This is a genomic window from Aeromonas sp. QDB68, assembly GCF_027707405.1.
GTDB classification, from domain to species: Bacteria; Pseudomonadota; Gammaproteobacteria; order Enterobacterales; family Aeromonadaceae; genus Aeromonas; species Aeromonas caviae.
Genome location: NZ_JAPCIQ010000009.1, coordinates 20,235 through 44,641, shown reverse-complemented (window position 1 = coordinate 44,641; position 24,407 = coordinate 20,235). Strand labels below are relative to the sequence as shown.

General features: G+C 61.0%; 23 protein-coding genes. 14 read left to right on the top strand and 9 right to left on the bottom strand.

What is annotated here, in order from left to right; translation table 11 throughout:
• Nucleotide 1 precedes the first annotated feature (1 nt).
• From murD to mutT, 12 genes are all read left to right on the top strand, one after another.
• Nucleotides 2-1,285 (top strand): UDP-N-acetylmuramoyl-L-alanine--D-glutamate ligase, encoded by a 1,284-nt coding sequence (gene murD, locus PG892_RS05035; protein ID WP_216944754.1) that lies wholly within the window; start codon nucleotides 2-4, stop codon nucleotides 1,283-1,285.
• A complete protein-coding gene (ftsW, locus tag PG892_RS05030; RefSeq protein WP_043154095.1) occupies nucleotides 1,282-2,466 on the top strand; it encodes a cell division protein FtsW in 1,185 nt (394 codons plus the stop codon). Before murD ends, ftsW begins: the two co-directional genes overlap by 4 nt.
• Nucleotides 2,463-3,530 (top strand): undecaprenyldiphospho-muramoylpentapeptide beta-N-acetylglucosaminyltransferase, encoded by a 1,068-nt coding sequence (gene murG, locus PG892_RS05025; RefSeq protein WP_042880173.1) that lies wholly within the window; start codon nucleotides 2,463-2,465, stop codon nucleotides 3,528-3,530. Before ftsW ends, murG begins: the two co-directional genes overlap by 4 nt.
• A 110-nt stretch (nucleotides 3,531-3,640) precedes the next feature.
• Nucleotides 3,641-5,095, top strand: a complete 1,455-nt coding sequence (gene murC, locus PG892_RS05020; protein WP_041211792.1) for a UDP-N-acetylmuramate--L-alanine ligase — start codon at nucleotides 3,641-3,643, stop codon at nucleotides 5,093-5,095.
• A 97-nt stretch (nucleotides 5,096-5,192) separates the two neighbouring features.
• Entirely contained in the window at nucleotides 5,193-5,945 is a 753-nt protein-coding gene (locus PG892_RS05015; RefSeq protein ID WP_029314839.1) for a cell division protein FtsQ/DivIB, read from the top strand.
• Nucleotides 5,926-7,185, top strand: a complete 1,260-nt coding sequence (ftsA, locus tag PG892_RS05010; RefSeq protein ID WP_010675832.1) for a cell division protein FtsA — start codon at nucleotides 5,926-5,928, stop codon at nucleotides 7,183-7,185. The genes PG892_RS05015 and ftsA overlap by 20 nt, the downstream gene beginning before the upstream one ends.
• 39 nt (nucleotides 7,186-7,224) lie before the next feature.
• Entirely contained in the window at nucleotides 7,225-8,376 is a 1,152-nt protein-coding gene (gene ftsZ / locus PG892_RS05005) for a cell division protein FtsZ (protein ID WP_005305686.1), read from the top strand.
• 102 nt (nucleotides 8,377-8,478) lie between these two features.
• Entirely contained in the window at nucleotides 8,479-9,402 is a 924-nt protein-coding gene (gene lpxC / locus PG892_RS05000; RefSeq protein WP_010675831.1) for a UDP-3-O-acyl-N-acetylglucosamine deacetylase, read from the top strand.
• A 140-nt stretch (nucleotides 9,403-9,542) separates the two neighbouring features.
• A complete protein-coding gene (locus tag PG892_RS04995; protein ID WP_041214001.1) occupies nucleotides 9,543-10,448 on the top strand; it encodes a M23 family metallopeptidase in 906 nt (301 codons plus the stop codon).
• A 57-nt stretch (nucleotides 10,449-10,505) separates the two neighbouring features.
• Complete coding sequence (gene secA, locus PG892_RS04990) at nucleotides 10,506-13,226, top strand: preprotein translocase subunit SecA (RefSeq protein WP_052814463.1); 2,721 nt, start codon at nucleotides 10,506-10,508, stop codon at nucleotides 13,224-13,226.
• Between the two features lie 65 nt (nucleotides 13,227-13,291).
• Nucleotides 13,292-14,476 carry a tetratricopeptide repeat protein gene (locus PG892_RS04985; RefSeq protein ID WP_049637195.1) on the top strand — a complete coding sequence of 395 codons (1,185 nt, stop codon included), beginning with the start codon at nucleotides 13,292-13,294 and terminating at the stop codon, nucleotides 14,474-14,476.
• An 8-nt stretch (nucleotides 14,477-14,484) separates the two neighbouring features.
• Nucleotides 14,485-14,889, top strand: coding sequence for an 8-oxo-dGTP diphosphatase MutT (gene mutT / locus PG892_RS04980; RefSeq protein WP_270825192.1), 405 nt, complete (start codon nucleotides 14,485-14,487; stop codon nucleotides 14,887-14,889).
• A gap of 57 nt (nucleotides 14,890-14,946) precedes the next feature.
• Here mutT and yacG read toward each other — a convergent pair whose 3' ends face one another.
• The 9 genes from yacG to PG892_RS04935 form a co-directional block, all read right to left on the bottom strand.
• Nucleotides 14,947-15,141 (bottom strand): DNA gyrase inhibitor YacG, encoded by a 195-nt coding sequence (gene yacG, locus PG892_RS04975; RefSeq protein WP_039040499.1) that lies wholly within the window; start codon nucleotides 15,139-15,141, stop codon nucleotides 14,947-14,949.
• Nucleotides 15,142-15,151: 10 nt separating this feature from the next.
• Nucleotides 15,152-15,874: a cell division protein ZapD gene (zapD, locus tag PG892_RS04970; RefSeq protein WP_010675825.1), complete on the bottom strand. Its 723-nt coding sequence runs from the start codon at nucleotides 15,872-15,874 to the stop codon at nucleotides 15,152-15,154.
• A gap of 37 nt (nucleotides 15,875-15,911) precedes the next feature.
• A complete protein-coding gene (gene coaE, locus PG892_RS04965) occupies nucleotides 15,912-16,526 on the bottom strand; it encodes a dephospho-CoA kinase (RefSeq protein WP_223952585.1) in 615 nt (204 codons plus the stop codon).
• An 18-nt stretch (nucleotides 16,527-16,544) separates the two neighbouring features.
• Complete coding sequence (locus tag PG892_RS04960; protein WP_052814465.1) at nucleotides 16,545-17,420, bottom strand: prepilin peptidase; 876 nt, start codon at nucleotides 17,418-17,420, stop codon at nucleotides 16,545-16,547.
• Between the two features lie 77 nt (nucleotides 17,421-17,497).
• Nucleotides 17,498-18,739: a type II secretion system F family protein gene (locus PG892_RS04955; RefSeq protein WP_010675822.1), complete on the bottom strand. Its 1,242-nt coding sequence runs from the start codon at nucleotides 18,737-18,739 to the stop codon at nucleotides 17,498-17,500.
• A gap of 127 nt (nucleotides 18,740-18,866) precedes the next feature.
• Nucleotides 18,867-20,573: a PilB family type IVa pilus assembly ATPase TapB gene (gene tapB, locus PG892_RS04950; protein WP_052814466.1), complete on the bottom strand. Its 1,707-nt coding sequence runs from the start codon at nucleotides 20,571-20,573 to the stop codon at nucleotides 18,867-18,869.
• The gene (locus PG892_RS04945) at nucleotides 20,573-21,112 is read right to left on the bottom strand and encodes a pilin (protein WP_270825191.1); all 540 of its coding nucleotides are present in this window, start codon (nucleotides 21,110-21,112) and stop codon (nucleotides 20,573-20,575) included. Before PG892_RS04945 ends, tapB begins: the two co-directional genes overlap by 1 nt.
• 160 nt (nucleotides 21,113-21,272) lie before the next feature.
• Nucleotides 21,273-22,136 (bottom strand): carboxylating nicotinate-nucleotide diphosphorylase, encoded by an 864-nt coding sequence (gene nadC, locus PG892_RS04940; protein ID WP_052814467.1) that lies wholly within the window; start codon nucleotides 22,134-22,136, stop codon nucleotides 21,273-21,275.
• A gap of 3 nt (nucleotides 22,137-22,139) precedes the next feature.
• A complete protein-coding gene (locus PG892_RS04935; protein WP_042015101.1) occupies nucleotides 22,140-22,610 on the bottom strand; it encodes a retropepsin-like aspartic protease family protein in 471 nt (156 codons plus the stop codon).
• Between the two features lie 128 nt (nucleotides 22,611-22,738).
• Between PG892_RS04935 and ampD the strand changes: the two genes are divergently transcribed.
• On the top strand, nucleotides 22,739-23,311 hold the full coding sequence (gene ampD, locus PG892_RS04930; protein ID WP_039040507.1) for a 1,6-anhydro-N-acetylmuramyl-L-alanine amidase AmpD: 573 nt from the start codon (nucleotides 22,739-22,741) through the stop codon (nucleotides 23,309-23,311).
• Between the two features lie 276 nt (nucleotides 23,312-23,587).
• Nucleotides 23,588-24,352, top strand: a complete 765-nt coding sequence (gene pdhR / locus PG892_RS04925) for a pyruvate dehydrogenase complex transcriptional repressor PdhR (RefSeq protein ID WP_052814468.1) — start codon at nucleotides 23,588-23,590, stop codon at nucleotides 24,350-24,352.
• The last annotated feature ends 55 nt before the right edge of the window (nucleotides 24,353-24,407 follow it).

Sequence of the window (24,407 nt, the reverse complement as noted above, 5' to 3'; positions counted from 1 at the left end):
CATGGTCATCATCATCGGACTCGGCAAAACCGGACTCTCCTGCGTCGATTACTTCCTCGACCGCGGCGTCACGCCGCTGGTGATGGACACCCGTGCCAATCCGCCGGGCAAGGACGAGCTTCCCCCCGAGGTGGAGCTCATCCACGGGGTGGACGCTGAGCGGCTCAAGCAGGCGCACATGATAGTGGCGAGCCCGGGCATCGCCCTGGCGACTCCGGAGTTGAAGGCCGCCGCCGAGTTCGGGGTGCGCATCGTCGGTGACATCGAACTGTTCGTGCGTGAAACCCAGACGCCCGTCATCGCCATCACCGGCTCCAACGGCAAGAGCACGGTCACCACGCTAGTGGGTGAGATGATCGCCGAGGCGGGACTCAAGGTCGGTGTGGGGGGCAATATTGGCACCCCGGCGCTGTCGCTCCTCAAGCAGCCCATGGATCTCTGCGTGCTGGAGCTCTCCAGCTTCCAGCTCGAGACCACCTACAGCCTGCGGGCCGCCGCCTCCGTGGTCTTGAACCTCAGTGAAGATCATATGGATCGCTATACCGGCATGGCGGATTACCGCGCCGCCAAGATGGAGATCCATCAGCACTCCCAGCACATCCTGATCAATCGCGACGATCCCCAGACCCTGCCCGATGTGGGTCAGGTTTGGCAGAGTTTCGGCCTCGACTGCAACGGCTACGGCCGCTGCGAGCTGGAGGGCCGTCACTGGCTGACTTTGCACGGCGAGCCGCTCCTGGCGGTGGACGAGATGAAGATAGTGGGTGCCCACAACCAGGCCAATGCCCTGGCGGCCATGGCCCTGTGCGATGCGGTGGGCATTCCCCGCGAGGCACAACTTGCCGTGCTGCGCCGCTTTGAAGGCCTGCCTCACCGTGCCCGCTTCGTGCGGGAGGTAAATGGGGTGCGCTGGATCAACGACTCCAAGGCCACCAACGTGGGGGCGACCCTGGCCGCCGTGGCCGGGGTGCGTGAAGCGGTCAAAGGCCGCCTGCTGCTGCTGGCCGGTGGCCAGGGCAAGGGGCAGGACTTCGGCCCGGTGCAGGCGCTGCTCGGCAGCCAGATCGATCACATGTACTGCTTTGGTCAGGATGCCGAGGTGCTGCTGGCCCTGGGCGAACAGACCGAGCGGGTTGCCGATCTTGACGCTGCTGTCGCCAAGGCGGCGACCGATGCCAGGCCCGGTGACTGGGTGCTGCTGGCACCGGCCTGCGCGAGCCTGGACCAGTTCAAATCCTTCGAAGCTCGCGGAGATCGCTTCACCGAACTGGTGCTGGCACTATGAACGCCCTTCGCGCCGTCGCAGGATTCTTGCAGCGCTGGTTGCTACCGGCGCGCCCCGCCGGTCTCTACGATCGGCAGCTGGTGGTGCTGGCACTCGCCCTGATGGGCGTCGGGCTGGTAATAGTGGCGTCCGCTTCCATTCCTGAGGGGATCGCCATCAACAACGATCCCTTCATGTTCGTGAAGCGCCACGGCATGTTCCTGGTGATGGCGCTGGGTATCTCCTGGTTCGTGTTGCAGGTGCCCATGGCACGCTGGCAGCACTACAACGGCCCCATGTTGTTGCTGGCCATCGTGCTGCTGGTGATGGTGCTGCTGGTGGGGCGCAGCGTCAACGGCTCGGTACGCTGGCTGCCGCTGGGCCCCTTCAACCTGCAGCCGGCCGAGTTCGGCAAGCTGGCGCTGTTCGTCTATCTGGCGGGTTATCTGGTGCGCCGTCAAAGCGAGGTGCGCGAGCGCTTCATCGGTTTCATGAAACCCATGGCGGTGCTGTTCGTGGTGGCCATCCTGCTGCTGGCCCAGCCGGATCTCGGGTCAGTGGTGGTGATGTTCGTCACCTCCCTCGGGATGCTGTTCCTGGCCGGAGCCCGGCTGGTGCAGTTCATCGGTCTCATCCTGGTGGGGGTGAGCGCAGTGGTGACCCTGATCATCGCGGAGCCCTACCGGATGCGGCGGGTGACCTCCTTCCTCGACCCCTGGGCAGACCCCTTCGGCAGCGGCTATCAGCTGACCCAGTCCCTGATGGCCTTTGGTCGGGGGAGCTGGTTTGGCGAAGGGCTTGGCAACTCCATCCAGAAGATGGAGTACCTGCCGGAGGCCCACACCGACTTCGTGTTCGCCATTCTGGGCGAAGAGCTGGGCTACGTGGGGGTGCTTGGCGCACTCTTCCTGATTTTTGCGCTGGCGGTGAAGGCGCTCAAGCTGGGTCACCAGGCGCTGGTGGCCGAGCGGCTCTATGAAGGTTATCTGGCCATCGGCATCGGCATCTGGTTCAGCTTCCAGACTTTCGTCAACGTCGGTGCCGCCAGCGGCATGATGCCTACCAAGGGGCTGACCCTGCCGCTGGTCAGTTATGGCGGCTCCAGTCTCATCATCATGATGGTGGCGGTGAGCATGTTGATTCGTATCGATTTTGAGTTGCGCCAGGCAAGTGCCCAGGCGCGCGTGCGGGAGGTTGCGTGAGCAAGACGTTACTGGTGATGGCGGGTGGTACCGGGGGTCATGTGTTCCCCGGCCTGGCCGTCGCCGATCGCCTCAAGGCCCAGGGCTGGACCATCCACTGGCTCGGCACTGCCGACCGGATGGAGGCGGAGCTGGTGCCTGCCCATGGTTATCCCATCTCCTTCATCGACATCCAGGGGGTGCGTGGCAACGGCATCAAGCGGCTGCTCGCGGCGCCCTACCGTGTCATCAAATCCGTGCTGCAGGCCCGCCAGGTGCTCAAGACCATCCAGCCCGATGTGGTGCTGGGCATGGGGGGCTTCGCCTCCGGCCCGGGTGGCGTGGCCGCCTGGCTGTCCGGCATTCCGCTACTGCTTCACGAGCAGAATGCCGCCGCCGGCCTGACTAACAAGCTGCTGGCCCGTATCGCCAGGCGGGTACTGATGGCCTTCCCGGGTGCCTTCGCCCCCAATGCCCGCACCGCCGTGGTGGGCAACCCGGTGCGCCCCGAGGTGGTGGCGCTGCCTGATCCCCAACTGCGCAGCAGCAGTAATCCTCTGCGCCTGCTTGTGGTCGGTGGCAGCCTGGGGGCCCGGGTCCTCAACGAGCAGGTGCCTCCTGCGGTTGCAGCTGCCGGTGTGCCCATCGAGGTGCGTCACCAGTGCGGCAAGGGCAACGGGGAGGCCGTGGCTGCCTCCTATGCCGGGCTGGGGGTCGAGGCCGAGGTGAGTGAATTTATCAAGGACATGGCGGATGCCTATGCCTGGGCGGACCTGGTGGTGTGCCGCGCCGGCGCATTGACCGTCTCCGAAGTGGCCGCTGCCGGTGTGGCCGCCATCTTCGTGCCCCTGCCCCATGCGGTGGACGATCACCAGACACGCAACGCCCTGACCCTGGTCGACGGCGGTGCGGCCGAGTTCCTGCCCCAGTCCGAGCTGACGCCGGCGGCGCTGGCGTCGCGCCTATCCTGGCTCGCCGGGCGCAGGGAAACTCTGTTGAACATGGCCCAGGCCGCGCGCCGGGTCGCCATCATCGATGCTGCCGAACGGGTTGCCGATGAGTGCAAACGGCTCGCCACCGGCTGAGCCAAACGAGATGGAAGGCCAAGATGTGCCGCCAAGGCCCCGCTTCTGTCTTCGAACTGATGAATGTCGCCGAATGAAAATGGCCTGTGGCCGCGAATTGAGAAAGAACTATGACCAAGGTTGAACTGGCAAAACTGCGTACCGTTATCCCCGAAATGCGCCGCGTGCGTCGCATCCACTTCATCGGCATCGGTGGCGCCGGTATGGGCGGTATTGCGGAAGTGCTTGCCAATGAAGGGTATCAGGTGACCGGCTCGGATCTGGCCCGCAACGGGGTGACCGAACGCCTGGCCTCTTTAGGCGCACACATTTTTGTCGGTCACAGTGCCGAGCATGTGGACGGTGCCAGCGTGGTGGTGGTTTCCACCGCCATCAAGCAGGACAACCCCGAGCTGCTGGCTGCCCGCGAGCTGCGTATTCCCGTGGTGCGCCGCGCCGAAATGCTGGCTGAGCTGATGCGCTTCCGTCACGGCATCGCCATTGCCGGGACCCACGGCAAGACCACCACCACCAGTCTGGTGGCGAGCATCTATGCCGAGGCGGATCGCGACCCCACCTTCGTCATCGGCGGTCTGCTCAACAGCGCCGGCACCAATGCCCGCCTGGGCAGCAGCCGTTATCTGATTGCCGAGGCGGACGAGAGCGACGCCTCCTTCCTGCATCTGCAACCCATGGTTTCCATCGTGACCAACATCGAAGCGGATCACATGGACACCTATGGTGGCGATTTCTCCAGGTTGAAGGCCACCTTCATCGATTTCCTGCACAACCTGCCGTTCTACGGTCTGGCCGTGGTGTGTGTGGATGACCCCGTGATCCGCGGCATGCTGCCGGAGATCGCCCGTCCTACCCTCACCTACGGTCTGAGCGATGATGCCGATGTGCAGGTGCTGGACTTCGTGCAGACCAGCAATCGCAGCCGCTTCCGGGTGCGCCGTGCAGGGGCGGGTGAGCTGGAGGTGACCCTGAATCTGCCGGGCATCCACAACGCCCTCAACGCCGCCGCCGCCATCGCGGTGGCAACCGAAGACGGTATCGGCGACGAGGCCATCATCCAGGCACTTTCCAAGTTTGAAGGGGTGGGGCGCCGCTTCCAGCAATATGGCGAGTTTGAAACCGGCCGTGGCAAGGCCATGCTGGTGGACGATTACGGTCATCACCCGAGCGAAGTGAAGGTGACCATCAACGCCGCTCGCGCCGGCTGGCCCGAGAAGCGGCTGGTGATGGTGTTCCAGCCGCACCGCTACAGCCGGACCCGGGATCTCTACGAAGATTTCGCAGATGTGCTCTCCAAGGTGGACGTGCTGGTGATGCTGGAGGTCTATGCCGCCGGTGAGGAGCCCATCCCCGGTGCCGATGGTCGTGCCCTGTGCCGTTCCATCCGCTCCCGCGGCACCCTGGAGCCCATCTTTGTCGCAACGCCGGACGATGTGCCCGCGGTGCTGGCCGACCTGATTGGCGAGGGGGATCTGGTATTGACCCAGGGGGCGGGTAACGTCGGTGCACTGGCCCGTCGTCTCGGCGAGATGAAATTGAGCGTGGATAGCATGAAATCCGGTGCCTGAGGGCCCAATGAGTATTTTGACCGCCAAGCCGAGGCCTATATAATGGCGAACCGGTCTGCAAGTGGCCGGCATGGCGCGTTTTACGGGGATCGATCGGGTGGAGGCAAGGGCACAAGGGCGCACCAAGGGGGGCTTCATCGCCGGGGTGGCATTTTTCATCCTGGTCATGTGGGGGCTCTACCAGACTGCGCTGGATGTTAAAGACTGGCTGACGGATGCCAGTCGGTTGCCCATGAGCGAGCTGTTGCTGCAGGGGCAACACGAATATTTGAAGGCCGATGAGTTGCGTGCTGCCGTGCTGGATGGTGCCGAACTTCGCAACTTCTTCGAGCTGGATGTGAACGAATTGCAGGCGCGTCTGAACGCTCTGCCCTGGGTGGCCCAGGTCTCGGTACGAAAGAAGTGGCCGAACAAGATCAAGGTCTATCTCACGGAACAGGATGTGGCGGCTCGCTGGAACGGCAACCGCTTCGTCAACACCAAGGGTGAGGTATTCAGTGCCCCGGACAGGGTGAAGAAGCCCCTGATGCAGTTGTCCGGGCCCGATGATCAGGCCGCCAAGGTGCTGGAAGCCAGCCATCAGTACGAAACGCTGCTGGCGGCCAAGGGATACAAGTTGCTGGGGGTGAATCTGACCCCCCGCCATGCCTGGGAACTGACCCTGGATGGCAACATTCAGCTGTTTGTGGGGCGCTCGGATATCGCGCTTCGTCTGCAGCGGTTTATCGATGCCTTTCCGGTCATCGAGCCCCGTGAGCGGGTTGCTTACGTGGATCTTCGATACGACACCGGGATGGCAGTTGGCTGGAAGAAAAGCGAAGAGAAAGTGAATGACCAACACCGCAGATAGAAATTTGATTGTCGGACTGGATATCGGCACGACCAAGGTGGCGGTACTGGTTGGCGAAGTATTGCCTGATGGCGAACTCAATGTCATCGGCATGGGCAGCCACGCTTCTCGCGGTATGGAGAAGGGCGGGGTCAATGACCTCGACTCCGTGGTCAAGTCCCTGCGCCGCGCGGTGGAAGAGGCCGAGATGATGGCAGACTGCCAGATCAGTTCCGTCTATCTGGGGCTGTCCGGCAAGCACATCGATTGCCGCAACGAGACCGGCATGGTGCCCATCTCCGACGAAGAGGTGACCCAGGAGGATGTGGACAACGTCATCCACACCGCCAAGTCGGTGCGGTTGTCTGACGAGCTCCGGGTTCTGCACGTGCTGCCCCAGGAGTTCGCCATCGACTATCAGGAAGGGATCAAGAACCCGGTCGGTCTCTCCGGCGTGCGGATGGCAGCCAAGGTGCATCTCATCACCTGCCACAACGACATGGCGCGCAACATCGAGAAGTGTGTGGAGAAGGTGGGTCTGCGGGTGGATCAGCTGATCTTCTCCGCCCTGGCCTCCAGCTACGCCGTGCTGACCGAAGACGAGAAGGAGCTGGGTGTCTGCGTGGTGGACATCGGTGGCGGCACCATGGACATGTCGCTCTTTACCGGCGGCGCCCTGCGTCACACCAAGGTGATTCCCTATGCTGGCAGCACGGTGACCAGCGACATCGCCTATGCCTTCGGCACGCCGCCGCTGGATGCGGAGGCGATCAAGGTGCGCTATGGCTGTGCCCTCGGCCGCCTGGTCAGCAAGGAAGACAATATCGAAGTGCCCAGTGTCGGCGGTCGCCCGGCGCGCAGCCTGCAACGGCAGACGCTGGCGGAAGTGATTGAACCCCGTTACACCGAGTTGCTCTCCATGGTGAATGACGAGCTGGTGCGGGTGCAGAGCGAATTGAAGGCACAGGGGGTCAAGCATCAGCTGGCCGCCGGTGTGGTCTTGACCGGTGGCGCGGCCCAGATCGAAGGCATTGTGGAGTGCGCAGAGCAGATCTTCCAGAGCCAGGTCCGGGTGGGCGAGCCCATGAATATCCGGGGATTGAGTGATTACGTACAGGCACCGGTGTACTCGACTGCGGTCGGGTTGTTGCAGTACGGCCGCACCAACCAATCCACCGGTAGTAACAAGGAATATGCCGCCAAGGCAAGCGTAGGTGGGCTGGTCAAACGGGTCAGCAACTGGTTGCGTGGCGAGTTCTAAAGATTTTGCTGAGTCAGGCAAATAAAGCGGAGAGACAACATGTTTGAATTTATGGATAGCCACACTGACGAAGCCGTCATCAAGGTGATAGGTGTGGGTGGCGGCGGCGGCAACGCAGTCGAGCACATGGTTCGTCAAAACATCGAAGGTGTCGAGTTCATCACCGTGAACACCGACGCCCAGGCACTGCGCAACTCCAGTGCCAATACCACCTTGCAGATCGGCGGTGGCATCACCAAGGGGCTGGGTGCCGGGGCCAACCCGGAAGTGGGTCGTGACGCCGCCATGGAAGACAGGGAAGCGCTGCGCGAGCTGCTGACCGGTTCCGATATGGTGTTCATCGCTGCCGGCATGGGTGGTGGTACTGGTACAGGTGCTGCACCGATCGTGGCCGAAGTGGCCCGCGAGATGGGTATCCTGACCGTTGCCGTCGTGACCAAGCCGTTCTCCTTCGAAGGGAAGAAGCGGATGGGCTTCGCCGCTCACGGCATCGAAGAGCTCTCCAAGAACGTCGACTCACTGATCACCATCCCCAACGACAAGTTGCTGAAGGTGCTGGGCCGTGGCATCTCCCTGCTGGACGCCTTCAAGGCGGCCAACGACGTGCTGCTGGGTGCAGTACAGGGCATCGCCGAGCTGATCACCCGCCCGGGCCTCATCAACGTCGACTTCGCGGACGTGCGTACCGTGATGCGCGAGATGGGTACCGCCATGATGGGTACCGGCTCCGCCTCCGGTGACGACCGTGCCGAAGAAGCGGCCGAGAAGGCCATCTCCAGCCCGCTGCTGGAAGACGTGGATCTGGCCGGTGCCCGCGGCATCCTGGTCAACATCACTGCTGGCATGGACATGACCATCGAAGAGTTCGAGACCGTGGGTAACGCGGTCAAGGCCTTCGCGTCCGAGAACGCTACCGTGGTGGTGGGTACCGTAATCGACCCGGAAATGCACGACGAACTGCGCGTTACCGTAGTGGCGACCGGTATCGGTGCCGAGCGCAAGCCCGACATCACTCTGGTGAAGAACAACATGGTTCAAGAGCGTCCGGCCCGTCAGCCCCTGATCAGCGAAGCCCTGCAGTCTCGCGTGATGGAAGAGGCCCCGGCCAAGGTGGTGAACGCCGAGCCGCAAGCTCGTCGCGAACCGGATTATCTCGATATTCCTGCGTTCCTGCGCAAGCAGGCAGACTAAGCCTCTGATGGCTCTGGTTTGTTTGTTGCTTAAGGATTGTGCTAAGATGGCCCGGCAACGACCATCTGGTCAGGAATTTGAGCTGTTAAAGCGGATACGCCCATGATTAGACAAAGAACCTTGAAAACGAGTGTCCAGGCCACCGGTGTGGGCCTGCATTCGGGCCGGAAAGTCACTATGACGTTCCGTCCGGCGCCTGTTAACACAGGGATCGTTTACTTGCGTACCGATCTGAATCCTGTGGTCGCGCTGCCAGCCAACGCCGATCAGGTGCGTGATACCGTGCTTTGTACCGCTCTGGTGAACGAAGCCGGTGTTCGCGTGTCGACCATCGAACATCTGTCTGCCGCTCTGGCCGGGATGGGCATCGACAACCTCTATGTCGAGGTTGATGCCCCCGAGATCCCGGTAATGGACGGCAGTGCGCATCCGTTCATCTATCTGCTGCAGGAAGTGGGTATTCGTGAACAGAACGCACCTAAGCAGTTCGTGCGGATCAAGCAGAGCATCCGGGTTGAAGACGGCGACAAGTGGGCGGAATTCCACCCCTACCGCAACGGCTTCAAGATGGATCTCGAGATCGATTTCCAGCATCCGGTGTTTGAAGGCCGCAACCAGCGTTGCGTGCTGGACTTCTCCGGCAGCTCCTTCGTGAAAGAGATCAGCCGTGCCCGTACCTTCGGCTTCATGCGTGACATCGAGTACCTGCGTTCCCAGAACCTGGCACTGGGCGGCAGCCTGGAAAACGCCGTGGTGCTGGATGACTACCGGGTGCTGAACGAAGATGGTCTGCGCTACGAAGACGAGTTCGTGAAGCACAAGATGCTGGATGCCATCGGCGATCTGTACATGTGCAATCGCAGTATCATCGGTGAATTCCGTGCCTACAAGACGGGCCATGCCCTGAACAACAAGCTGCTGCGTGCCCTGCTGGCCCAGCAGGAGGCCTGGGAACTGGTGACCTTCGAGGGTGAGGGCGACAAAGCGCCTATCGCTTACTACGACAACGGTCTGGTTCTGGCCTGATAGCTGTGCAACAGGACGTCGGTCATCTCTCCGCACCGACGTCCTGTCATTTGTTTATTCCATCCTTTAATACCGATTATCTCCCGGTTTTATTGCCCGTGCAGGCCCTTGGCCTCACCTGACCGAGAAGACAGATTTCTATGAGCATTACCCTGATCCTCCACGGTAAGCAGCGCCGCAGGTTGCACTTACCCAAACAACGTCTGGCCTGGGTCGGCGGTATTCTCTTCACTGTATTGGCCTTGGGGGGCGGCTGGCTCTGGCAGAGCTGGCAGCAGAAAATGGAGGCGCTGGAAGTGGCGCTGACCCTGGCGCAGCAGCAAAAATCCACGCAAAGGGCCGATGAAGCCCGCGAACAGCTTGCCATGCTGGCCGCCCAGGTGGGCACCATGCAGGGACAACTTGGTCGCCTCAACGCCCTCGGCGAGCGCCTGACCGAGAAGGCGGACCTCGATCCCGAGGAGTTCAACTTCAAGGAGCTGCCCCCGATGGGCGGCCCTTCCTACGATGCAGACCTGGAAGTCAGCCTGGGTGAACTGCAAGATTCCATGGAACACCTCAGCCGTCAGCTCAGCAGCCGCGAAGAACAGCTGTCGGTACTTGAATCCTTCATCATGAACCACCATATCACCGATGCGGGTTTCATCCCCGGCTCACCGGTCAAGCAGGAGCGTGTCTGGATCTCCTCCGGTTTCGGTGGGCGGGTCGATCCGTTCAACGGTCGCGCCAAGATGCACAAAGGGGTGGATTTCCGCGGCAGGCCCGGCACCCCCATCCTGGCGACAGGCAAGGGGATTGTCAGCTGGGCGGGGCGCCATCCGGAGTTTGGCAACATGGTGGAGATTGACCATGGCAATGGTCTGGTCACCCGCTATGCCCACAATTCCAAGTTGCTGGTGGATGTGGGCACCCTGGTCGATGAGGGCCAGAAGATTGCCCTGATGGGGCGAACCGGTCGTGCAACCGGAGTTCATTTGCATTACGAAGTGTTGAAAGATGGTCGTCAGGTCAACCCCGCGCGCTTTCTGAATGCCAGACGGGGTTAGGTTTTTTCTTCAGGTTCCAGTGACGGAACGCTTATATAACCAAAACAGTTGGTACCCATGATTAGCACACTGCTCACCAAGATTATCGGCAGCCGGAACGACAGAACGCTCAAGGCTTTGCGCAAAATTGTAAAACAAATCAATGCGATGGAACCTCAATTCGAGGCACTGTCCGATCAGGAACTGCAGGCGAAGACCGCCGAGTACCGTCAGCGTCTGGAGCAGGGCGAAACACTGGAGCAGTTGCTGCCGGAAGCGTTCGCCACCGTCCGTGAAGCCTCCCGCCGTGTGTTCGGCATGCGTCACTTCGACGTCCAGCTGATCGGCGGCATGGTGCTGAACTCCAACCGCATCGCCGAAATGAAGACAGGTGAAGGTAAAACCCTGACGGCCACCCTGCCGGCCTACCTGAACGCCCTGACCGGCCGCGGTGTGCACGTCGTGACGGTGAACGACTATCTGGCCAAGCGTGATGCGGAAGCCAACCGTCCGCTGTTCGCCTTCCTCGGCATGACGGTGGACTGCAACGTGCCCGGCATGGATGCGTCCCAGAAGCGCGATGCCTACGCTGCCGACATCACCTACGGTACCAACAACGAATTCGGTTTCGACTACCTGCGCGACAACATGGCATTCTCGCCGGAGCAGCGCGTACAGCGTCCGCTCAACTACGCGCTGGTGGATGAGGTGGACTCGGTGCTCATCGATGAAGCCCGCACCCCGCTCATCATCTCCGGTCCGGCGGAAGACAGCTCCGCCATGTACACCCAGATCAACAAGCTGATCCCCCTGCTGGTGAAGCAGGACAAGGAAGACTCTGAAGAGTACACCGGTGACGGCCACTACACGGTGGACGAGAAGAACCGCCAGGCGCTGCTGACCGAGAACGGCCAGATCTTCGTGGAAGAGCTGCTCAAGAAAGAGGGACTGCTGGCCGAGGATGACTCCCTGTTCTCCGCCACCAACATCAGCCTGCTGCATCACGTCAATGCCGGCCTGCGCGCGCACACCCTGTTCGAGCGCAACGTCGACTACATCGTCCAGAAGGACGAGATCGTCATCGTCGACGAGCACACCGGCCGCACCATGCCGGGTCGTCGCTGGTCAGACGGTCTGCACCAGGCGGTCGAGGCGAAGGAAGGGGTCAAGATCCAGAACGAGAACCAGACCCTGGCCTCCATCACCTTCCAGAACTACTTCCGTCTGTACGACAAGCTGGCGGGCATGACCGGTACTGCGGATACCGAAGCCTTTGAATTCCAACAGATCTATGGCCTGGATACCGTGGTCATCCCGACCAACAAGCCGATGGTGCGCAAGGACATGGGCGATCTCGTCTACCTGACCGCCCAGGAGAAATACGCGGCCATTGTGCAGGACATTCGCGAGTGCGTGAAGCGCGGCCAGCCCGTGCTGGTCGGTACCGTCTCCATCGAGAACTCCGAGCTGCTCTCCGGCATCCTGACCAAGGAAAATATCCCGCACAAGGTACTGAACGCCAAGTTCCATGCCATGGAAGCGGAGATCGTCGCCCAGGCCGGCCAGACCGGCGCCGTCACCATCGCCACCAACATGGCCGGTCGTGGTACCGACATCGTGCTGGGCGGCAACTGGCAGGCGGAGATCGCCCAGCTGGAAAACCCGTCAAGCGAGCAGATTGCCGAGCTGAAAGCGGCCTGGCAGGTGCGTCATGACGAAGTACTGGCGGCCGGTGGCCTGCACATCATCGGTACCGAGCGTCACGAATCCCGTCGCATCGACAACCAGCTGCGCGGCCGTTCCGGTCGTCAGGGTGATCCGGGTTCCTCCCGCTTCTACCTCTCCATGGAAGATACCCTGATGCGGATCTTCGCCTCCGACCGCGTGACCGGCATGATGAAGAAGCTGGGCATGGAAGAGGGCGAGGCCATCGAGCATCCCTGGGTGACCAAGGCCATCGAGAATGCCCAGCGCAAGGTGGAAGGTCGCAACTTCGACATCCGTAAAAACCTGCTCGAGTTTGACGACGTGGCCAACGATCAGCGCAAGGTGGTCTACGAGCAGCGCAACGAACTGCTGGACACCAACGACATCTCCGAGACCATTCACGTCATCCGTGACGACGTCTACGGCGCCATCATCGACGAGTACATCCCGCCCCAGTCCCTGGAAGAGATGTGGGACGTGCCGGGTCTGGAAGCGCGTCTGAAGTCCGATTTCGCCCTGGATCTGCCGCTGCAGCAGTGGCTGGCGGAAGACGACAAGCTGTATGAAGAGAAGCTGCGCGAACGCATCCTGGATGAAGCCACCAAGCTCTATGCCCACAAGGAAGAGCTGGTCGGCAAGGAGGTGCTGCGCAACTTCGAGAAGGCGGTGATGCTGCAAACGCTGGATGGTCTGTGGAAGGAGCACCTGGCGGCCATGGATCACCTGCGCCAGGGCATCCATCTGCGCGGCTACGCCCAGAAGAACCCCAAGCAGGAGTACAAGCGCGAATCCTTCGATCTGTTCACCCAGATGCTGGAGACCCTCAAGCGCGACGTGGTCAGCATCCTGAGCCGGGTACAGGTGCAGGAGCGGGATGTGGAGGCGATGGAAGAGCAGCAGCGCCAGCAGGCCGAAGCCGCTCCCCGTACCTACACCCATGCCACGGCCGAAAACCAGCTGGCTGACGAGGATACGGGTGGGGCCGAGGGCCATACCACCTTCGTGCGCGACGAGCAGAAGCTCGGGCGCAATGATCCCTGCCCCTGTGGTTCGGGTAAAAAATACAAGCACTGTCACGGTCAGCTGACCTGACACCCTGCCATGATGAATACACCGCCTCCGGGCGGTGTATTCATTTTCGGACCAAGGAGGGGACGATGAGCAGATTGCCGGCGGGATGGGATGGGGAGGCACATGGGCACTGGCTGCAGGAGAGACGCCAGGAGGCGATCCGTTGTGTGCTGAGCAGGCTGAACGCAGAGACGAACAAATCTGTTCCCCTGCAACTGCAGTTTGCCTATTACCTCTTTTTGTCCGGCGATCCCGCCTCGGCGGCCCAGGTGCTGACGCTGGCGTACCGGTCCGCGCCCGATAACACTGAGGTGCTGCGCAATCTCTGTGTCTGCCTCTCGCGCTCCGAACAACATGAGCGGGCCGTGATGCACCTGGTCGAACTGGTGCGGCGCGAGCCGGATGATTATCTGGTCCATGACGGGCTTTGCACTTCCCTTGCCAAGCTAGGACGCCATGAAGAAGCGGCACAAGCGGGAACCCGTGCCCTGACTCTCAAGGATGAAGCCGTCTCGCAGCCTGTCGCGGGGTGGGTGCTGCCGGCAGAGGGGCCGGATGACTGGCTCGCGGAGCAGGGGGAGAAGCAGGCAGTCATCGCCTTCTCCTTGTGGGGAGTACAGCCCCGCTATTTGCGGGGAGCGCTCGACAATGTGCTGGCCGCAGCTTACCTCTATCCGGGCTGGCGGGTGCGTTTTTATGTGGATGGCAGTGTCCCTCAGGGGTTTCTGGCCTGCCTGCAAGAACATGGCGCCGAGATAAAGGTGCAGCCCGATGGCCAATCCCAGCGTCAGCGCCTCTGCTGGCGCTTCCAGGTCGCCAATGATCCCGGCGTGGGGCGCTTTCTTGTGCGCGATGCGGACTCCGTGCTGAATCTGCGGGAGCGGCTGGCGGTCGATGACTGGCTTGCATCGGGGCGCTGGTTCCATATCATGCGTGACTGGTGGAGCCACACCGATCTGGTGCTGGCCGGCATGTGGGGCGGTGTGGCCGGTGTGCTGCCTCCCCTTGCGCCGCTGATGGCGAGCTATCAGCCCAGTACCATGGAAACACCGAACATCGACCAGTGGTTCTTGCGAGACTGTTTATGGCGCTATCTGCGCCAGAGCGCGCGGGTACACGATCGTTGTTTCACTCCGCCCGGTGCGGTGCCCTGGCCGCAGGTTGCGCCGCCGGGCAATGAGCATGTCGGGCAGGATCTCTTCAGGGCCCGGGGGGATCAGCAGGCCATTCGGCTTGCCCCCTGGATCGCCCGTTTGCCGTGTTTACGCTGAGGACAATGATGGAACAGAAGAAACGGATCTGGGTGGCGGTGGGCGTCATCGAGAACGAACGGGGCGATATCTTCATCGCCAAACGCTCAGCCGATCGCCATCAGGGGGATCGCTGGGAGTTTCCTGGTGGCAAGGTGGAGTCGGGGGAGGATCTGCTCACCGCGCTGGACAGGGAATTGTGGGAAGAGATCGGGATCCGGGTGCAGGATTGTGCCCCCTTCATGGAGCTGCACCACGACTACCCCGACAAGCAGGTCTTGCTGGATATCTGGATGGTGACCCGCTTCCACGGCGAGCCCTTTGGCAAGGAGGGACAGGAGTGCCGCTGGGTACCACTGGCCTCGCTGCACGAATACCACTTCCCGGATGCCAACGGCCCCATCGTCGCGCGGTTGCAGGCCTCGCTTGCCTGAAAGGGAATCGATACCAACGAAAAAGGGCCTGAGGGCCCTTTTTTGATCGTGAAGTGTTTATTGCCAGGGATCGCCCTGTTCCGGATCGGGCAGCAGATCCGGGTTGATCTCGCCCGGGATGCGCTTCTGTTCATCCGCCCACTCGCCGAGGTCGATCAGCTGGCAGCGCTTGCTGCAGAAGGGGCGAAACGGGCTCTGCGGACCCCATTCGATCTCGCTCTGACAGGTCGGGCACTTTACCTTGGTCACCATGGGGCGCTCCTCAACAACAGGCGAGCTGGAAGGAGACGTCGCCTATCTGCTGTTCCGTCGTCGGCAGGAAGCGCAGGGCGAAGCGGTTCTTGTGGCCGCTCAGGGTCGGATAGCAGGGTTGGGTGCCCGCCAGACGGATGCGGATCAGTTCAGCCCCTTCGGCGGTATCCTGGAAGAAGCCATTGGTGGCCACCTGGTCGCTGAAGTTGCCCGACTCGCGCCACAGGCGCAGCAACAGGGAGATGGCGTTCATCAACAGGGTGATGTCACTCAGCCATTGCTGCATCTGCTGGTGGCGGGTGACGGCCGGGGTCGCCAGCCAGTGGTGCAGTTGCGGCACATCGAAGGCGCACAGACCACCCGGAATGGAGAAGCGCTGACGAATGGAGCCGAGCAGGCGATCCTCTTTCAGACGGGCGCCGGGGCGCGGGGAGTTCAGCAGGTTGCGGGAGAGCTGGGTACTCTCCTGCTGCATCCGCTGGATCTGCTCGAGATCGACGTCAGGCAGACTGGCCCAGTGGCTCAGGCGTTGGCCGAGGCGCTCCAGATCCTTGATGAGATCGGCACGCAGGTCACCACGCTCCAGCAACTCCTGCAAATCGAACAACCCCTTGAAGAAGGCGATATGTGCCCAGGACTGGTCACTCTCCAGATTGTCGCGGATCTGGGAAAACAGGGACTCCAGACGAAGATAGGTCCGGCTTTTTTCATTGAGGGGAAAATCGTAAATCATGCCTAATCCTGGCCAGCCATAAACCGGCCTAGTGTACTCACAGTTGGTGGGCTTGTTGAGAGGCAAATGCCAGATATGTCTGGTGCAGGGCGAAAATTCGCTGCCAGATGGTCTCACTCGTACCACTCTGGTTGTCCAGGACGTCGTCGGCCATCGCCAGGCGCTCGCTGCGGCTCGCCTGGGACGCCAGTATCGCCTGGGCCTGTTCCCGAGTGACGCCATCGCGGCGGCAGGTACGCTCGATTTGCGTCGCTTCGTCCACATCGATCACCAGTACCCGATCGGCGAGGGAAGTGAGCCTGTTTTCCACCAGCAAGGGGACGACCAGCAGGCAGTAGGGGGAGCGGGTTGCCGCACACTGGCGCAGCATCTCGCTGCGGATGAGGGGATGGAGCAGGGCATTGAGCCACTCCTTGGCCTGCGAATCGGTGAAGATCCGCTCTCGCAGCCGGCGGCGATCGAGCTGGCCATCGGGGGCAACGACATCCGGGCCAAAATGGGCGGCGATGGCAGCCAGAGCAGGGGTGCCGGGCTCCACTACCTCGCGGGCGATGATGTCCGCATCCACCACCTCGATGCCCAGCTCGGCAAAGCGGTTGGCAACCGTGGTCTTGCCGCTGCCGATTCCCCCTGTGATTGCGACTACATACATGGGTCAGAGATCCTTTTGCTAGAGCACGACATCAAGATACCAGCGGGTGATGCTATCGCCCCACAGCAGCGTTATCCAGCCCGCGATGGTGAGATAGGGGCCAAAGGGAATGGGTTTGCCCTGGTGGTGGTTGCGCAGCAGGATGAGACCGATGCCGATGATGGCGCCCGCCAGCGAAGAGAGCAGCAGCACGATGGGCAAGGCTTGCCAGCCGAGCCAGGCGCCCAGCGCCGCCAGCAGTTTGAAATCCCCGTACCCCATCCCTTCCTTGCCGGTCAGCAGCTTGAAGGTCCAGTAGAGGCTCCAGAGCACCAGGTAACCCGCCATGGCGCCGACCACCCCATCGGCCAGGGGCACGAAACCGCCCGCCAGATTGAACAGCAGGCCACCCCAGAGCAGGGGCAGGGTGAGCTGATCCGGCAAGAGCATCTTGTCCAGGTCGATGAAGGTCAGTGCGACCAATGTCCAGGTGAGCAACAAAGCGGCAAGGGTGCCCCAGCCGGGGGAAAGCGCGGCTGCTACCGAGACCGACAGCAGGGCGGTGAGCAGCTCGACCAGGGGATAGCGAGCCGAAATGGGGGCGTGGCAGTTGCGGCAGCGCCCCCTGAGCCATAGCCAGCTCAGTAGGGGAATGTTCTCCAGCGCCCCTATGGGGTGGTCGCAGTGGGGGCAGCGGGAGCGAGGTACCATGAGGTTGTATCGTCCGGTTGCAGGAGGAGTCTCTTCACCGTCACCGAAATAGTCGCTGTATTCGGCATGCCAGGCCCGCTCCATCATGATGGGCAGGCGATGGATCACCACGTTCAGGAAGCTGCCCACCATCAGGGAGAAAAGGAAAATCAAGGAGAGATAGAGCCAGGGCAAGCCCTGGGCCAGTTCGATCAAAGGCACCATAGATCAATCGCTTGTGTCGGGAACGGGGATGACAGATGGCCGGGGGAAATGCACCGCCCGGCCCTCTGTCGAGGGGGTCAGTGTATCACAGAGCCCAGCTTGAAAATGGGGAGGTACATGGCCACGACCATGCCGCCGACCAGCACCCCGAGCACCACCATGATAATGGGTTCGAGCAGGCTGGTGAGGCCGTCGACCATGTCGTCCACCTCCTGTTCGAAAATGGCGGCGACCTTGGAGAGCATGTCGTCGATGGCGCCGGATTCCTCACCGATCATCACCATCTGGGTCACCATGTCGGGGAAAAGATCCACGGTGCGCATGGCGACGTTGATCTGCATGCCGGCCACCACCTCGTTGCGAATGGCCATGGTCGCAGTGCGATAGACATAGTTGCCCGATGCTCCGGCCGCCGAGACCAGGGCATCCACCAGTGGGATACCGGCGGAGAAGGTGGTGGAGAGGGTGCGTGCAAAACGGGCCATGGCCGCCTTGTGCAGTATGTTGCCCACCACGGGAATGGTGAGGATGAACTTGTCCGTGTTGTCCCTGACCTTCTGGGATTTTCGCCAGGCCCGCACATAGAGGAAGACGGCGAGAGCCGCGCCGCCAAAGATGGCGTACCACCACTCCTGCATGAAGCGGGAGATGGCGATGACGAACCGGGTAAAGGCGGGCAGCTCGGCACCGAAGCTCTTGAAGATATCCTCGAACTGGGGAATGACGAAGAGCAGCAGGATGGAGGTGACGACGATGGCCACCAGAATGACCATGGACGGATAGAACATGGCCTTCTTGATCTTGGATTTGAGGGCTTCGTTCTTCTCGCGGTAGATGGCGATACGGTCGTAGATGGTCTCCAGGGCACCGGATTGCTCCCCGGCCTCGACCAGGTCGCAATAGAGGTCGTCGAAGTGGCGGGGATGGCGGCGCAACGCCTCCGAGAGCGGGGTGCCCGTTTCCACATCGGCGGCGATCTGGCCGATGAGTTCGCGCACCGCCGCTTTCTCGTGGCCGCGAGCAATGATCTGAAGACTCTGCACCAGAGGCACGCCGGCGGAGAGCATGGTGGTGATCTGGCGGGAGATGACGGCGATGTCCATCGGCTTGATCTTGGCGCCGCCCTTGGAGAAGAGCCCCTGGCTCTGCTTGCTGACCCTGGTGACGTTGACGCCCTGCTTGCGCAGCTCGGCCTTGACGGTGGTGATGCTGTCGGCTTGCAGCTCGCCGGAGACCTTCTGTCCCTTGCGGTTGACGCCGTGCCAGCGGTAGGAGAAGACTTTTTTCGGTGCGTTGCGTTTTTGAGCTAATGTGGCCATCACTGCATCCTGCAATTGGGCGACGGTGGCCGGATGCTGCTGCCTGTCCGGCTCATCTTGGCTTGAAGAAGGTCATCGGGGTGATTACAGCGGCTTCACCCGGCGAGATGACTCGGGCACTGCGAACTCAGTTGGTGGTGATCCTGTTGATTTCGGCCAGGCTGGTGACGCCAAGACGCGCTTTCTCGAGGCCGGATGTACGCAGGGTGCGCATCCCTTCTTTTTGGGCTATCGCGGCAATCTGCAGCGAGTTGGCTCCCTGCATGATGAGTTTGGCGATGTTGTCGGACATCAGCATGATCTCATAAATGCCGACCCGGCCTCTGTAGCCTCCCGAGCACTCCTTGCATCCCACGGGTTTGAACAGCCGCAAACCGGCGGCCAGTTGCTGCTGGGTGAAGCCCAGCTCCAGCAACTCGGCTTCCGGCACCACTTCCGGCGCCTTGCAGTGATCGCAGAGTTTGCGGGCAAGGCGCTGGGCCATGATGAGGGTGACCGAAGAGGCGATGTTGAAGGCCGGCACCCCCATGTTCATCATCCGGGTGAGCGTTTCTGCCGCCGAGTTGGTGTGCAGGGTCGACAGCACCAGGTGACCGGTCTGGGCGGCCTTGATGGCAATCTCGGCGGTTTCCAGATCCCGGATCTCCCCCACCATGACGATGTCGGGATCCTGGCGCAGGAAGGAGCGCAGGGCACTGGCGAAGGTGAGCCCCGCCTTGGGGTTGATCTGCACCTGGTTGACGCCGGGCAGGTTGATCTCAACCGGATCCTCGGCGGTGGAGATGTTGACCTCGCTGGTATTGAGGATGTTGAGACCGGTATAGAGCGACACCGTCTTGCCCGACCCTGTGGGCCCGGTGACCAGTATCATGCCCTGTGGTTTGGAGAGCGCATGCAGGTATTGCGCCTTTTGGCGGTCGTCGAAGCCGAGTTGATCGAGGTTGAGGCGGGCGGCCGACGAGTCCAGCAAGCGGATGACGATCTTCTCGCCCCACATGGTGGGCAGGGTATTGACCCGCATGTCCATGGATCTGCTGCGGGAGATCTTCAGCTTGATCCGCCCATCCTGGGGCAGACGCCGCTCGGCGATATCCAGCCTCGCCATCACCTTTAAGCGAGCCGCGAAACGGTTCGCCAGATTGACCGGCGGGGTGGCGACTTCGTGCAGTATGCCGTCTACCCGAAAGCGGATCCGGTACTTGGTCTCATAGGGTTCGAAATGCAGGTCGGATGCCCCGCGCTTGATGGCGTCCATCATGATTTTATGGATGTATTTGACGATGGGGGCATCGTCGTCGGCGGTGTTGACGCTCTCGTCGAGGCGGGAATTCTCATCGGAGACCTCGAGCTCCGAGATCTCGGCCTCGTCGATGTGATCCATGCCGAGGGTATCCTGCTCGCTCTCCATCAGCTTGCCGATGGCGGCGGTCAGCTTGCTCTCTTCGACCAGCAGGGCTTCCGTGTGCAGGCCAAAACTGAAACCAAAATCCTCCAGAGCCGACACATTGGTCGGATCGGACATGGCGATATAGAGGGTATGCCCCTGGGTGTAGATGGGCAGGACATGGTGCTTTTCAATCAGCTTTTGATTGAGGTATTTCTGCGGGATCTCGGCGAGATCGAAGGCCGCCAGATCCAGCAGAGGTACCCCATATTCCAGCTCGCAGAAATCTGCCAGCGCCTTGCTGTCGAGGATATCGTTCTCGATCAGGAAGGTGACAAAGGGCTTGCGCTGCGCCCTGGCCTGGCTCAGATAACGCTGTGAGTCCGGCTCACTGAGGAGGGAGGAAGCGGCCAGGCTGGTGGCCAGGCCGCTATTGAGTGAGGAGGTCATTAATTACAAAGAGTGGTTGGACTGCAGGTAGCGGTCCAGGTAACTGCACCACCAGAAGTAGCTGCTACAAGTTGGTATGCTCCTGATGGGTTTGTCATGCTACTTTGAATCGTCAGGCTTGTTGCACTGCTTGAAGCCCCAGTGATTGTTAGAGCAACCCCAGTTGGCGCAGCAGCACTGGCAAGCAGAGCAGGGCAGCCAAATGCCCCTGTTGTCTGGAAGCAAACTTCCGCCTCAGTCTTGATTCCACCAGCTGATGAGATTGCCTGTGTGAAGCGAGCCTTATTGGTATAGTTCTGATACGCCGGCAAGGCGATGGCGGCGAGGATGGCAACGATCGCAACGACGATCATCAATTCGATTAGCGTAAACCCTGACTGTCTTTTAATGTCAAATATCCTTTTTTTCCATGGTTCCTGATAAGCACAGGTGGAATGCATCCACGTTGGTATCTTATCCGAGCGCTTCGGGTTGGCAACAGAGGCAGGCCTCTTGTCAGCCACTTTTGTGTCATTCAGTGAAATAGGTAGAAAAATCAAAGATCAAATGGCTTCCATTGGCACTTGTCATGAGGCGGGAGGGCCCATCTTCACACTCCTTATGTCGAGGGATCCTGCATAAAGAAAAGGCGCCGATGGCGCCTTTTGCAAGTTTCGAGCCCTGTAATATTTTTGGGCACGAGCAACGGATGGGGCTTGCTCAAGCCTCGACAAAGCGCATGGAGAGATCCAGTGCCCGCACATGCTTGGTCAGCGCTCCCACCGAGATGAAGTCGATCCCGGTCGCGGCGTATCCGGCAAGGGTATCGAGGGTGACGTTGCCGGAGACTTCCAGCTTGGCTCTGCCCTGATTGAGGCGAACGGCTTCCTGCATCATGGGGATGTCGAAGTTGTCCAGCATCACGATGTCGGCCCGTGCGGCCAGGGCCTGCTCCAGCTCGGCCAGGGATTCGACCTCGACTTCCACCGGTTTGTCCGGATTGAGACGGCGCGCTTCGCTGATTGCTTCAGGGATGCCGCCGCAGGCGAGAATGTGGTTCTCCTTGATGAGGTAGGCATCAAACAGACCGATGCGGTGGTTTTTGCCGCCGCCGCAGGTGACCGCATACTTCTGGGCGCTGCGAAGGCCTGGCAGGGTCTTGCGGGTATCGAGCAGGCGGCAGTCAGTGCCTTCCAGCTCGGCTACATAACGTGCGGTCAGGGTGGCGACCCCGGAAAGGGTCTGCACGAAGTTCAGCGCATTGCGCTCGCCGGTCAGCAGCACGCGGGCGGGGCCATGGAGGCGGAACAGCTCCTGATTGGGGGCAAGGCGTTCACCATCTTGCACTTTCCACTCGACCTTCACTTCGCCACCGAGCTGGGCAAACACCTCGTCGACCCAGGGCTGGCCGCAGAAGACGCCCGCCTCGCGGGTGATGACTCGCGCGGTCGAGATGCGATCGGCCGGGATCAGCTGGGCCGTGATGTCGGCGCTGGCATCCGGTTGATCCAGCGCGGTGAGGGCATCGCCCAAGTCTTCGAGAAGTGCGGCGCGCACGGCGCGGCGGATGTCCTGTTGTAACATGCCTTATTCCTGCAAGGGTCTGAGAAGCAATTGCCTGTCTTTCTGGCGCAATTCCAGCCTGCCCAGGGCATTCATGCCCACCAGGATCTCCTCCCCGTCGGCAGCCGGATTGATAAAGACGGACAAATCGTACAGGGTCAGCGGACCCATCGCCAGACTTTCGATCCGGCCGGTTTCGACCTGGATCTCTCCGGCTGCCGTGTTGACACGGCTGCGGCCCGTGGCGACGAGGCCGAGCCGGGCGGCCACCTGGCTCGGTATGGTCACCCTGGTTGCTCCTGTGTCCAGCAGCAGTTGCACCGGCTGGTCGTTGATGGCACCCTCCAGACGATAATGGCCGCTGGCATCGGCCCTGAGCAGCAGATCGCCGCTGGCGGTCACCGACGGTTGTTCACGACCATGAAAGTAGAGGGTCAGCAGACCCAGCAGCGAGAGCCAGGCGAGCAGCCAGAGACGGCGTGCCATCGGGTGCATAGTGTGTCCCATATCGCGCGAGTGAATGGCTCAGCCTAACATAGCGTTATCCATGAATTCAGAGACTTGTTCCCAGTTTTCCCATCCCGCCAGAGGCACATCGCTTCCATTTGTGAGTCGAGCAGACGATGACACAACCCACAACCCTGTTTTCCATCGATCGAGAAGGATGGTGCGAGCAGGCCCGCAAGGTGCCTTCCCCCCATCACAATGAGAGGCTCAGCCCGGAGGATGTCTCCTTGCTGGTGATACACGGCATCAGCCTGCCCCCCGGGCAGTTTGGTGGCCCCTTTATCGACGATCTGTTTCTGGGGCGCCTCGATCCCGGTGCTCACCCCTATTTCGCCGGTATTCATCAACTGAGGGTCTCGGCCCACTGCCTGATCCGCCGCGATGGGGAACTGGTTCAGTACGTGCCTTTTGGCGCCAGGGCATGGCATGCGGGAGTCTCGAGCTGGGAGGGGAGGGAGGCGTGCAACGATTTTTCCATCGGGATCGAACTGGAAGGAACCGACGAGCTTCCTTACAGCGACAAGCAATACGAGGTGCTGTCGGACCTCAGCCGGGCGATTGTTCACCGTTATCCCGCCATCACGGCGGACCGTATTGTCGGCCACTGTGACATCGCGCCGGGCCGCAAGACGGATCCGGGTGACAGTTTCGAATGGCCCCGCTATCGGGAAAAGCTTCACTTTGAGTGAAAAATCTAAAAATTATTTTGTGTTTTTAGAATCAATGGCTTGCCTTGTCTAGCAAGCCATTTTTCATGCTGTTGAACAAATGTTATCGGTGAGCAAGCTCACAAATATTGGTCAGACCATTTTCTATGAGCTATATCATGATTCCGCGTTTTTACCCCTAAAGTGGCAACCGAGCTTCTTGATTCAGATCATCTTTTGGGTGGACTTTTTTCAAGCCCTCTGCTAATTTTCGCCCCAACCATAAAATTGGTAATACCAATTTAACAAAGTAGCCTCATGCCCTATATCAAGATAACTCAGCCCAAGCTGGCCGACGCCATTGTCGCCGAGCTGGAAAGCATGATTCTGGAAGGCAGCCTGCAGCCGGGCCAGAAGTTGCCGCCCGAGCGGGAACTCGCCATGCAGTTTCAGGTGTCGCGCCCTTCCTTGCGCGAAGCCATCCAGCGCCTGGAAGCGAGAGGACTCTTGTATCGTCGTCAGGGCGGTGGCACTTACGTACAAAATGCCCTGAGCAAGGGGATCGCCGACCCTCTGTTCGAACTGCTCAGCACTCACCCGGAAGCCCAGTACGACCTGCTGGAGTTTCGTCACGCGCTGGAAGGCATCTGTGCCTACTATGCTGCGCTGCGGGGCACCGAGGCTGATTTCGAACGGATTCGCCTGGCGCAAGCCGCCATCGAAGAAGCCGGCCAGCAAGGCTCGCTGGTGGTCGAATCGGCCGCCGTGACCCAGTTCTATCTGGCCGTGGCCGAGGCCTCCCACAACGTGGTGCTGCTGCACCTGTTGCGGGCCATGGGCCCCATGCTCGAGCAGAACATTTTACGCAATAACGAAATTTTGAATCGCCGTCCGGGAGTGGTCGCCAAGATCCGTCGCCATCGTGCGAGCCTGATCGAGGCTATCCTGTCGGGGGCTCCGGAGCGGGCCAGGGCTGCTTGTCATGAGCACCTGGCCTTTATCGAGGACACCTTGTTGGATATGCAGAGGGAAGACAGCCGGATCCAGCGATCCATGCGTCGGATCCGTCAGCAGGAAAACTAATCCCACAAGGCTTTCTTAATTGTCGAATGCTTGCGCCCTTCGCCGTGCAATGCCG